Annotated in this window: 13 protein-coding genes; 2 read left to right on the top strand and 11 right to left on the bottom strand. The window is 32.3% G+C overall.

Annotated elements, in window-relative coordinates:
* Window positions 1-12: 12 nt before the first annotated feature.
* Window positions 13-927 (top strand): FAD:protein FMN transferase, encoded by a 915-nt coding sequence (locus ACWCL1_RS03955; protein ID WP_454545620.1) that lies wholly within the window; start codon window positions 13-15, stop codon window positions 925-927.
* Window positions 928-988: 61 nt separating this feature from the next.
* On the opposite strand, the gene dltD is transcribed toward ACWCL1_RS03955, so the two are convergent.
* From dltD to rnz, 10 genes are all read right to left on the bottom strand, one after another.
* Window positions 989-2266, bottom strand: a complete 1278-nt coding sequence (gene dltD / locus ACWCL1_RS03950) for a D-alanyl-lipoteichoic acid biosynthesis protein DltD (RefSeq protein WP_454545619.1) — start codon at window positions 2264-2266, stop codon at window positions 989-991.
* Entirely contained in the window at window positions 2266-2496 is a 231-nt protein-coding gene (gene dltC, locus ACWCL1_RS03945; RefSeq protein WP_454545618.1) for a D-alanine--poly(phosphoribitol) ligase subunit 2, read from the bottom strand. The genes dltD and dltC overlap by 1 nt, the downstream gene beginning before the upstream one ends.
* A gap of 24 nt (window positions 2497-2520) precedes the next feature.
* The gene (gene dltB, locus ACWCL1_RS03940; RefSeq protein ID WP_454545617.1) at window positions 2521-3720 is read right to left on the bottom strand and encodes a D-alanyl-lipoteichoic acid biosynthesis protein DltB; all 1200 of its coding nucleotides are present in this window, start codon (window positions 3718-3720) and stop codon (window positions 2521-2523) included.
* Entirely contained in the window at window positions 3717-5252 is a 1536-nt protein-coding gene (gene dltA / locus ACWCL1_RS03935) for a D-alanine--poly(phosphoribitol) ligase subunit DltA (RefSeq protein WP_454545616.1), read from the bottom strand. Before dltA ends, dltB begins: the two co-directional genes overlap by 4 nt.
* A gap of 16 nt (window positions 5253-5268) precedes the next feature.
* Window positions 5269-5418, bottom strand: coding sequence for a teichoic acid D-Ala incorporation-associated protein DltX (locus ACWCL1_RS03930; RefSeq protein WP_454545615.1), 150 nt, complete (start codon window positions 5416-5418; stop codon window positions 5269-5271).
* Window positions 5419-5510: 92 nt separating this feature from the next.
* Window positions 5511-6029 (bottom strand): adenine phosphoribosyltransferase, encoded by a 519-nt coding sequence (locus ACWCL1_RS03925; protein WP_454545614.1) that lies wholly within the window; start codon window positions 6027-6029, stop codon window positions 5511-5513.
* 24 nt (window positions 6030-6053) lie between these two features.
* Entirely contained in the window at window positions 6054-8366 is a 2313-nt protein-coding gene (gene recJ / locus ACWCL1_RS03920) for a single-stranded-DNA-specific exonuclease RecJ (protein ID WP_454545613.1), read from the bottom strand.
* A gap of 4 nt (window positions 8367-8370) precedes the next feature.
* Window positions 8371-8664: a LapA family protein gene (locus ACWCL1_RS03915; RefSeq protein WP_454545612.1), complete on the bottom strand. Its 294-nt coding sequence runs from the start codon at window positions 8662-8664 to the stop codon at window positions 8371-8373.
* A 23-nt stretch (window positions 8665-8687) separates the two neighbouring features.
* Window positions 8688-9494: an SDR family NAD(P)-dependent oxidoreductase gene (locus ACWCL1_RS03910; RefSeq protein WP_454545611.1), complete on the bottom strand. Its 807-nt coding sequence runs from the start codon at window positions 9492-9494 to the stop codon at window positions 8688-8690.
* Window positions 9495-10442, bottom strand: coding sequence for a ribonuclease Z (rnz, locus tag ACWCL1_RS03905; RefSeq protein ID WP_454545610.1), 948 nt, complete (start codon window positions 10440-10442; stop codon window positions 9495-9497).
* A 215-nt stretch (window positions 10443-10657) separates the two neighbouring features.
* Between rnz and ACWCL1_RS03900 the strand changes: the two genes are divergently transcribed.
* Complete coding sequence (locus ACWCL1_RS03900; RefSeq protein WP_454545609.1) at window positions 10658-10936, top strand: hypothetical protein; 279 nt, start codon at window positions 10658-10660, stop codon at window positions 10934-10936.
* Here the strand turns inward: ACWCL1_RS03900 and obgE are convergent.
* Window positions 10933-12237, bottom strand: coding sequence for a GTPase ObgE (gene obgE / locus ACWCL1_RS03895; protein WP_454545608.1), 1305 nt, complete (start codon window positions 12235-12237; stop codon window positions 10933-10935). The two genes, ACWCL1_RS03900 and obgE, sit on opposite strands and share 4 nt — an antisense overlap.
* Window positions 12238-12304: the final 67 nt, after the last annotated feature.

Genomic DNA, 12304 nt, shown 5'->3' with positions numbered 1-12304 from the left:
GAGCGTTTATTGTTGAATCAAAAATATACTTCACACTTTAAAGCATTAGGTACAAACATTACTTTAACTGTTTTTGAAGCCCATTCTCAATTTATTTTTGAGCTTTCACAACACTTAATTACTTACTTTGAAAACTTATTTTCAATATATTTGCCTAATTCTGAAATTAGTCAAATTAACCAATTTGCAGGAGTTAAGCCGGTTCAAGTTTCTAGTTCAGTAATAGATTTAATTGATTGCGCTAAAAAAGTTAGTCTTGAAAACTTTGGCTATAATGTTGCAATTGGGCCTTTAGTAAAAGAATGGAATATTGGGTTTAAAACTGCACATATCCCCTCTTCTACTCAAATTTCTCATGATTTACTTTTAACTGATCCTACTAAAATCGAAATTGATTTGCAAAAGCAAACAATCTTTTTAACAAAAAAAGGCATGCAACTCGATTTAGGTGGAATTGCCAAAGGTTACATTGCAGATCGTCTAAAACAGCTTTGGAATGCTTATGGCATTAAGCACGGCATTATTGATCTTGGAGGAAATTTACTTACATTAGGACAAAATTTAAAACACTCTGATCATTTATGGCGAATTGGTATTCAAGATCCATGGAAACCACGTGGAAATCCTTTTAAAAGTTTTGTTTTACCTGCTTGCTCAGTTGTAACTTCAGGAATTTATGAGCGAAACTTCATTGAAAATCAGCAATTATATCATCATATTCTTGATCCTCATACTGGATTTCCATTTCAAAATAACTTAATGTCAGTAACTGTTTTTACGAAAACATCTTTGAGTGGAGAAATTGAATCAAGTCGACATTTTTTTAATCCTGGAATTTCAAACAATGATCCTAATTTTTTAGGTGCTTTCTATATTTTCAAAGATCACTCTTACCAACTTGATTGGCAAAATAAATTTTTACATTAATCATTATAAAAAATGAGGTTGTGACAATGTCACAACCTCTTATCTTTTAATTTGTTCCATTTTAATGTTTTTTTAAAAAGTTATCTAACTTTTTACCTTCCATCATTTGCCAACTTGAATTATAGAAATAATTATTAATATGATACTGTGGTTCAGGTTGCTTATTTGATAAGAATGGATCAACACTTTGGTCCATCTTTAACCAACCACGCCAACCTAAATGAATAGTATCTTGCATAAAGTATGGTTCTTTTCCATCATTAGTTAAATCAACAATGTTATTGAATCCCTGTGATTGCAATTGATACTTGATTTTACGATTAAACTCTTGAATCATTGACATTTTTAATCCAGTGTATTTTGCCCACTTGGCATTGATTGGTGGAATAACAAAAATAACATTAGTATTATCTTTAGCAAATTGATTTAATACAAGTTGAAAATCACCATATTCAGGTGAGGCAACATAATTAAAGTCAGCTTGTTCATTTTTTAACTTACCAACATGCTTCTTTAACCGCTTAGTCCAAAATGTATTGTCAACACTAAATGGATTATTAGTTGTATTAGTTGCACCTAAATGATATGCAATATTATCAAGTTCTTGATAATTATATGTTGATGGTAATTTTTGGGCAGCATTATCAATTTTGCTTACTCGATTTTTCATACCAATTGTTGAAAATAACTGGTCTTCATGGATAAGTTCATTGTATTTTAAATTTAAATAAACCTTTTCCGTTTTAGACAATTTTTGTCCCGCTGCAATTTCTAATAAACATTGTTCAATCATTTTATCAGAATGTGATGAAGGCATATCTAAAAGACGCCGTGCAGCATAACGATCCATTAAAGTATCTTTAGCAGTTTTTAACCATGTAACCGCCTGTAAATTTGAATAATACACTGCAAATGCATTTTTATTGATACCTTGCTTAACGAACCATTGTGGCGAAATAATAAATACCACTTTTTTATTTTTTAGTTGTTGGTTAATTCCTTGCATTCCCCAAAATTGAGATAAAGATTGGGATCCTGCCGCTCCTAGTAAAAATGGACGGTAGTTTCGCTTATATTTTTGCGCTAAAACCGATGGGTGCATTGCATCCACTCGGGAAAGTTCTGATGATCCCATAAAAGGAACATAACCTTCTTCAAGCGCTTTTTGTTTCACTGCTGTCCCCTTAAAAATATTCGTTGATTGCGATATCGCTGCTTCACGAATTGTTTTTGAACTAAAAGAACGAAAATTAAATGGTGAAACCAAAACCGCAACTAAAAGAATCGCTGCACAAATTAATGGCCCAAATATTTTAAATAGTTCTTTTTTTAGTTTCATTATTTCATGCTTTCAACTTTCGCAACAATTTTATTTGGCGTATCCCATTCTGAACGATCAAATTCTGAAACTGGGACTTCAATTCCTAGTTGATTTTGAAGTTCAAGTAAGAATTGGACAGTTCCCATTGAATCTAATAAACCTGTTTCAAAAATATTAACGTCTAAGTCTTTTTTTACTTCATCACTACCTGTAGTTTCTGCTAAAATATCTAAAATTTGATCTTTCATGTTAATTACCTCACTTTTATTTTATTAATTTATAAAAAATAGTTTATTTAAGAATCCTGAGAAAATCAAGAGACTAAAACAGACTACATTAAACGTCAAAAAGATCGCAAAACATTCAGTAAACTTATTATGTGGGATTGCTTTACGATGTTTTTTCTTAAATCTTTGCCATGCATCACAAATAATCATTGCACATGCTTGGAATAATCCATAAGCAATATAGTACCATTCAATTCCATGCCAAAATCCCATGATTAAGAATAAAGTTAAGTATCCTAAATTAGCCATTGCAATTCGGCTCTTCAAAAATTTCTTCTTCATCATGAAAAAGACAAGGCGCATATAAATATAATCACGGAACCAAAATGATAATGTCATATGCCATCTATTCCAGAAATCTTTAATATTATGTGAAATAAATGGTTTATTAAAGTTCATTGGAGTTTCAATTCCCATAATGTAACTTGTTGCTACTGCAAATAAACTATACCCTGCAAAGTCAAAAAATAAATCCATTGCATAAACATAACCATATGCAAACGTCCACACTGACCAACCACCATTCATTAAAGCAAGATGTGCCACTTTTGGTAACATTATTTGACCAAAGAAATATGCTAGTAAAAACTTATACATAAATCCTAGAAAAATATAGTGAACCGCTTTATTGATCATTTTAACGTATTTTTCACGCTCTGGAATTGAATTATAATCCTTTTCAAACCGACGATAGCGGTCAATTGGCCCTGACGAAATTGTCGGGAAAAAGATGACAAATTGAAATGTCGTCCATGGGTGAAATTCTTTAATCATTCCATCACGAATTTCCATAATCATTCCTACGACTTTAAATGTCAAATAACTAATTCCGAGAAACGCAATAATTGAATTACGTCCAAAATCAATTGCTGGAGTAATTTTAACAACTACTAGTGGTAAAATCGATAAAATTACTGCTAAGCAAAATACCCACGTTTTATTGTGCTTTTGCCGATAACTGAAATAACAATAAATCAATAATATTTCAAAGATTACATAACAAATTAATGCAATTCCTTGATGCCATTTAATTCCGCCAAATGTTAAAACTAAAAACGCAATTGAAATCAGCGTTTCATATGTTCGAAATCTTTTCCCATAAAGTAATCCAATCATTATCGGCAATAATCCGATCGCAAGTAAAATGAAATATGTTGGATTTTGATATGGCTGCATATTAATCATTGATCATTAACCTCTTTCATTAATGATTTACGATCAATCTTACCATTAGGAGTTAATGGCAATGAATCAACATACACAAATCGTTGTGGCATCATATATGACATCATCGTTTCTTGAAGTTCATCTTTTATTGCTTGCGTCAATTTAAACTCATCTTCAAAATTATTATCTTCAGGAACAATGTAGGCAATCAACTGACTAACTTTATGATTTTTGTCATATTTAGGAACGGTTGTTGCTTGTGAAACTAAACTTACTTGGCCTAAATGATGGTCAACATCTTCTAGTTCAATTCGAAATCCATGTAATTTCACTTGAAAATCTAACCTTCCCTTATATAGCAATTGACCATTCTCATCAAATTGTCCTAAATCACCTGTTTTATATGCCGCTTGTCCTTCAACTTCTAAAAATGCACTCTCAGTTTTTTCAGGATTATTAATGTATCCTTTTGATACACTTGGTCCGACGATGACAATTTCACCTTCACCACCAACACCAATCTCATGAGTATTTTCATCAACTAAAACAATTCGAGTATCATCTTTAGGTTTACCAATTGGCAATCGTTGATACTGTTCTAAAATTTCATCTGTAATTTCCACTTGAGTTACCGCAACAGTAGTTTCTGTTGGACCATATGTATTAAAAATATGTGCGTGTGGAAAACGATGTTTTAAACTTGCTGCTGTTGCATGGGTTAATTCTTCACCACAAAATAAAAAGCGACTTAATTCTGGTAAATGAGCTTCATCAAAAGTGGGTTGTAGTAAACAAATATCCATAAATGATGGCGTTGACACCCACTCATTTACATGCAATTGAGGCAATGTTTCAAACAATTGTTTGAAATTGTCAGTCGTTTTCTTTGGTAAAACAGCTAGTTGTCCACCTGAAGTTAAAGTGGGATATAAATCCATTACTGATAAATCAAAAGAATATGGTGCTTGAGATAAACAAATTCCCTCTTTTTTGATTCCAAAGTCATCAGAATGCATCCAATTTACATAACTCACTAAATTATCGTGACTAATTTGAACTCCTTTAGGTTTTCCCGTTGTTCCTGAAGTAAAGATAATGTAAAAATTATCATCGCCCTTAACATAGTTATGCTCATCAATTTCTGTTGAAAAGGATTCATGCGTAAAAATATCATTTAATTTACGCGGATCAATCTTCTTATTGGTTTGCATTTCTTTTGGTAATTCTTCAACTTCAATGTATAAAGCTGGTCGCCCAATTTCATCAATTGACTCTAACCTTGCCAAAGAAGAGTTAGTATCAACTGGGATATAAGCATGTCCTGATTTCACAACTCCTAAAAAAGTTGCAATCATTTCAAATGTTTGTCCACCAAATACAACAAGTGGTTGATCTTTAGGTAAATCCATTTTTACAAGGTAAGCAGCTAATGCATCAGAATATTTTTTCAAATCACCATATGTATTAGTCTCACCTAAATAGTTGTATACTACTTTATCTGGATGATCGACTGCAAACCGATCGATTTGGGTAATTAAATTTTTTTCCATTTTTTACATCTCCCAATTAAAATTCATTATAAATAAAATGCGGTTGATCTATTCCACTATAGCTATACATATAAACTAAAGCAAATAAAATTACGAAGTAAAAAATGGTACGTGCAATAAAACGCACGATATTATTTTGCCAAAATGCTTGTAATTTTTCTTTCATCGTGACCTCCCCTTGCCTTATTTGCCATAGCATAAAATATAATTAAATTATACTTTATAGTTACTTCTAAAACCACTTTTACCAATTATTATTTAGTATTCCATTAAGCTTAACATGTCATAACCTTTAATTTTGTCACGTCCATGGAGATCCTTTAATTCAATAATAAATGCACATCCAACTACAATTCCACCTAATTGTTCTACAAGATCAATTGTTGCTTGAATTGTTCCACCAGTTGCAAGTAAATCATCAGTTACTAAAACTTTTTGTCCTGGTTTAATTGCATCTTTATGCATATAAAGTGCTGATTTACCATATTCCAAGTCATATTCAGCCTTAACTGTTTCCCGTGGTAACTTTCCTTTTTTACGTGCTGGTGCAAAGCCTACGCCTAATTCAAATGCAACTGGGCATCCAACAATAAATCCACGTGCTTCAGGTCCAACAATCATTTCAACACCCTTATTACGTGCAAATTGAACAATTTCATCAGTTGCTTGATGATAAGCTTGTCCATCAGCCATCAATGGCGAAATATCACGAAATAAAACTCCCTTTTCAGGATAGTCTGGAATACTTGCTACATAATTGTGTAAATCTAAAGTCATTGTATTTCTCCTTAATTAACTAACTTAATTTATGCCATTAAGCCAATTTAATAATTGACTTGTATTTGCATGTAAAAATATTTTCTGTGCTTCTTGTTTCTTAATTCTTTCTTGATAAGCTTTTGTTTGAGTTAAATCAACGTGGCTACTTTGAGGCAACCCTGTCATTAACCCATTTTCAACTTTTACAAAGCCTACTTCAATAAAAACTTTAATCATGAAAAACATTAATTCCTTATTAAATTGTAAATAATTTGCAAGTTGCTCACCTTGGTTGACCAAATCAATATCACGATGAGTACTTGTAAATCGATATAGTTTTCCAAAGTCTGCATGCGTTGGCATTTTTTGAATTGCAATATCATGTTGCGTATAACATTTTAATACAATTTGATTAACATGCAACTGATTTATTATTTCCTTAAACATTTCAATTGAAGAAGGACAATCAACAAGCACTAGTTTATCTGCTTTAATTTCTGGATTAGCAGTTAATAAAACTGTATGAATATTATTTTTAGTGCTTTGTTGCACTTGTTGTAATATTTTAGCATCAAAAAATCCATACAAATCTTGTTCATTAAACATTTCTTGAGTTAATTTAGTACTGCGCTGATCAACATAATTAATTTGCGACTGTTGTGATGTTTTTAAATCTTTAATCTTAACTTGTAAATTAATTTTTCCTCTCCACTTATTCAGTGCTAACTCACCGCAAAGTTTTATTCCATTCAAACTTTCACTTTGCAATTGAGTACTTTGTTTTTGAGCTACATTGAATTTTACAGCGGAAATTTTTTGACTTTGACCTTCAAAATCAATTTTTATATGTTGATTTTGCTGTCCCATAAAATTCAATTGTGGCTGATTAATACCTTCAATTTCAAAAACAGGCCGCTTATTATCGGTCCCAAATGGTGCCAATTGCTCAATTTGTTCAATTAATTCAGCAGAAATTTGCGCGGAATCAATTTTTTCTGCAATCTCTAAAGTTGACTTTTTCGTTGGATCAAAGCCTTGATTATTAACCTCTTGATCAGCAATTACTTGTAAGCCACTTAGATTTTCCTTCTTTAAAGATAATCCAGCTGCTAACTCGTGCCCACCAAAACTTTCAAATAGTTTTCGATGTGAATCAAAGGCTTTAAATAAATTAAATCCTTTAACTGACCTCGCTGAACCTTTCAATATTTGATCATCATTTTCGGTCAAAACAATTGTCGGTTTTTGCGTTTCTTCAGCTAAACGACTTGCTACAATTCCTAAAACTCCTTCGTGCCAATCTTTTCCACATACAATATTAACTTTATGAGTTTGATCTTCTAATTGTTTTTCTGCTTCTTTAGTAATTTGTGCTGCCAATTCTTGGCGATGTTCATTTAATTTTTGCGTTTTTTCAGCTAACTTTTTAGCTTCGCTTTCATCTAATGTGGTTAATAACTGAACTCCAATAGCAGCGTCTTCAATTCTTCCCAAAGCATTTAATCTTGGAGCAATTGCAAAGCCAATTGTATCGCTAGTAATTTCAGCTGCTTTAACTCCTGCACTTTTGTATAATGCTTGTAATCCTAATCGCGAAGTTACTTGTAGTTGTTTTAATCCAAATGAAACTAAATCGCGATTTTCATCGGTCAAAGAAACCACATCAGCAACAGTGCCGATTGCCACTAAATCAAGTAATTCTTGAGGAATTTCCTCTAACAAAGCACATGCGACTTTAAAGGCTACTCCTACTCCTGCCAATTTTTTAAATGGATATTGACTTTGAGGATGATTAGGATGAACAACTGCTAAGGCATTTGGAATTTTTTCAGGGGGTTCATGGTGATCTGTTACAATTACATCAATCCCATTTTCTTGTAAATATTGAATTTCATCATATCCTGAAACACCATTATCTACAGTAATTAATAACTGCATGCCTTCATTTTGAAGTTGCTTATAAACATCCAAATTAGGACCATATCCATCTTCAAAACGACTGGGAACATAGTATGATACATCTGCACCTAATTGTAGCAAGGTTTCATACATTACTGCTGTACTTGTAATCCCATCTGCATCATAATCTCCATACACATAAATTTTTTCACCATTCATAATCGCAGTTTGAATCCGTTCTACAGCCGTATCCATATCATTTAATAAAAATGGATCATGAAAATTACTTCCATCTGGATTTAAAAAGGCTTGAATTTTACGTGATGAAGTTAGTTCACGTTGCCCAAGTATTTTTAATATAATTGGCGACAAGCCTGTACGTTCATGCAAATCTTCAAGCTCCTCGCCGTTAAGTTTATTTGAAATTAACTTCCATTGATATTTTGACTCAATCAATTAATTACTCTTCCTTTTTAGCTTCTTTATTATTTGTAGTTGCAACTTGTTTTTTCAAATCTTCTACTCGATTATTCAAATGCTTAATTTGACGTTTATTTTTAAATGACGAAACCGAAGTAAATAGTACCGTAATTAAAACACCTACAAGTACTGAACAAATAATCAAAATAACCAGTGGCATTTTGACACTTGCGCCAAAAAAGTTTACCGAAACATTTTGAATATTTAGAATTGAAAAAATAGCAACCACTAGTATTAAGACAACTGTTCCAATTAAACTAAGCTTCTTTTTCATTTGTATCCTCTCCTAATATACAATTATTTTTTATTAAATACTGTTGCAGTTAAAAAATCTCCTACTTTAGGAAATAAAGTATATCCTAAATTAGCAACTTTAAAGATAGCTGGTAATGTTAATTCACGTTTATTTGTTCCAATTGTATTTACAATTTTTTCAGCGACCAGTTCTGGATTTAAAACAACTCCATTTATTTTTTCTAAATAATCACCACTTTGATCTGCTGTATTGAAAAAATTGGTCCGAATTGGTCCAGGATTAACTGTCAATACCGAAATTCCTAATGGTTTTAATTCTAATCGAAGTGCATTTGAATAACCTAAAACAGCCGCTTTAGTCGCCGAATACACTGACGATTTAGGAGTCGCAATTTTACCTGCAACTGACGCAATATTAATGATTGCTCCTTGATTTCGGTGAGCCATTTGCAATGCAGTATATTTTGTCATATACATTAATCCTAACACATTTACCCGAAACATTTTTTCTGCAATTTTCATGTCAAAATCAATTGCATTTTCCATAAAACCAAAACCAGCATCATTAATCAAAACATCAATTGGCCCAACTTCTTGTTCAACTTGATTAACCACTTGTTCAATCCGATTAGGTTTTTGCATATCTAATTGAACTGCGTATGCTTTTTTCCCCTTGAATTCTGTACAATTTTTTGCAACTTTTTTCAATTTTTCTAAATTACGAGCACATGCAACTACAATTCCACCTTTTTTAGCGATTTGATATGCAATTTGTTCTCCTAATCCGCTTGATGCCCCTGTTACTAACACAATTTTATTTTCAAGATTTTTTAAATCACGATAACTCACTTAATTGTCCTCTCTTTCAGTAAATGGAACATTAATTACATCAAAATCACGAACAACTTTTGTATTTGGAAAAATGCTTCGCGCATCACTTTGTAGTTTTTTAACCATGGGACCAACATATCGTGCTGAAATATGCGTTAATAAAAGTTCTTTAACATGCTCATCTTTAGCAATTTGAGCAGCTTGAATACATGTTGAATGATAATATTTACGTGCAAGTTTAGCTTCGCCTTTACCAAAAGTACTTTCATGTACAAGAACATCCGCATTATGGGCTAATTGATTAATACTTTGAGTTTTACGAGTATCACCTAAAATTGCTACAGTTCGTCCTTTTTTAGGTTTACCAATATAATTTTTACCATCAATTACCCGTCCATCTGGTAAAGTAACAGTCTCACCTGCTTTAATTCGCCCATAAATTGGACCAGCCGGAATTTTTTCTTGTTGTAGTTTTTCAACCATTAATTCACCAGGATAGTCTTTTTCTTCAACTCGGTAACCTACACTTTGAATGCGGTGATCTAAATATCTGAATGAAACTTTAAAACGATCACTTTCAAAAAGAATTCCTTCATTTCCAAGCTCTACATAATTTAACGGATATGATAGGTGCGTTTGAGAAATTTTTAACGAAGTTTCAACGAATTGCTTGATTCCTTGAGGTCCATAAATTGTTAATGGAGTGGCTTGTTCAGCGCCTTGAAATGAGCGACTACTTAAAAAGCCTGGTAAACCAAACAAATGATCTCCATGTAAGTGTGTAATAAAGATTTTTGTGACTTTTCGTGGACGAATAGATGTTTTTAAAATTTGATGTTGCGTTCCTTCGCCAACATCAAATAACCAAACTTCATTGATCTCGTCTAAAAGTTTTAGTGCAACTGAAGTTACATTTCTGAATCTTGAAGGGGAGCCTGCACTAGTTCCTAAAAATTCTAATTCCATGAAATCAACCCTCATTTTTAAATATAATTCAAAAAATAAAAGTTCACTAAAATTAGTGAACTAATTCATATCAATATATAATTTTACTATCATTCATGTTAAAAAACAAAGCTAGAATGAATAAATTATTTAATAAATCCAAATCACTTGTCTTCAAGTCTACATATCATCTAAAATATTAAAAACAACAATTTCTTGGAGATGATTTTTTGAATGTGAAAAATTTACTTGAAGCAACTGCTGATTTTAATCCAAATTATCAGTGTTTTTACTGCGAACAAAAAAAGAATCTTCCAATATCAAATATTCGCTTTGATAAAAAGGAAGATTCTTTATATTTGATTTCTTTGCATTCACATGCGTTAAAATTAAATGAACTTAAAGTGGTTTGTAAGCCACTTCCTGCTCACACTAAAATATTTGTTAAAACTTCAACTGGAAAATATCCTATTTTTGGTTTTAAAATTAATGGTTTAAAACTTGAGTTTGCTTAGTCAACAAACTCAAAAACAAAATCATTAATCCGCACTAAATCTCCAGTTTTAGCTCCCCGTTTGCGTAACTCATCATCAACACCCATTCCACGTAATTGGCGTGTAAAGCGCATCAAGCTTTCATCATGTTCAAGATTAGTCATCTTGAAGAGTTTTTCTAACTTATTACCAGATAATACCCAGGTAGCATCATCATCACGTGTAATCGTAAAGGCAGGCTCTTCTTCCAATTTATAAACTTGATTTTGATTTACTTGCATTTGTTTTTCTGCTTTAGTTTCAAAATGAGGAGTTTGATCTAACAAGTTAGCAGTAGCCGTCATTAATTCTTGTAAGCCTTGATGTGTTAATGAAGAAATTGCCATTACTTGAGGCGTTTGCTCTAATGAATCATCTGTCTTTAACTTCTGCTTAAATTCAACCAAATTTTTACTTGCATCTGGCATATCCATCTTGGTTCCTACTACAATTTGGGGACGTTTTAATAAGTCTGGATCATATTTCTTTAATTCCGCATTAATTTTTTGAAAATCTTCAAATGGATCGCGTTGCTCCATGCCAGACATATCAATTAAATGCAAGATAACTCGCGTTCTTTCAACATGTCGCAAAAATTGAATTCCTAATCCAATTCCTTGAGAAGCTCCTTCAATCAATCCTGGAAGATCTGCCATTACAAAATCACGTCCATCATCTAGTTGCACCATTCCTAGATTAGGAACTAACGTTGTAAAATGATATTCTGCAATTTTAGGCTTGGCACTAGTTACGGTTGAAAGTAAAGTTGATTTTCCCACAGAAGGAAAGCCAACTAAACCAACGTCAGCTAATACTTTTAATTCAAGTTTTAACTCTCTTTCTTGGCCAGGTTCACCATTTTCAGCAATTTCAGGTGCTGGATTTTTAGGACTAGCAAAATGAATATTTCCCCGGCCACCACGACCACCTTGAGCAACCACTAATTCTTGATTTTCTTTAGTTAAATCACCCAAAACTTCGCCAGTATTAACATCTGTTACAGTTGTTCCTTCTGGAACATCAATGTATAAATCATCAGCAGCTTTACCATATTTACTCTTATTCATTCCATTTTGACCGGGTTTAGCTTTGAAAATTCGGTGATAACGAAAATCCATTAGTGTCCGCAAGCCTTTATCAACTTTTAAGATGATGCTTCCGCCACGACCACCATCACCACCTGCTGGACCACCATTAGGAACATATTTTTCACGTCGGAATGCAACCATTCCATCTCCGCCTTTTCCAGCCTTTACTTGTATTTTGACTTGATCAACAAACATCTTGTTCCTCTTTCTATTATATAAATTATTAATTTTTGAATTCAGATTCATTCGTTTTTACTATATC

This window comes from Ligilactobacillus sp. LYQ135, from assembly GCF_053711055.1.
This window is presented reverse-complemented; position numbering and strand designations above follow the sequence as displayed.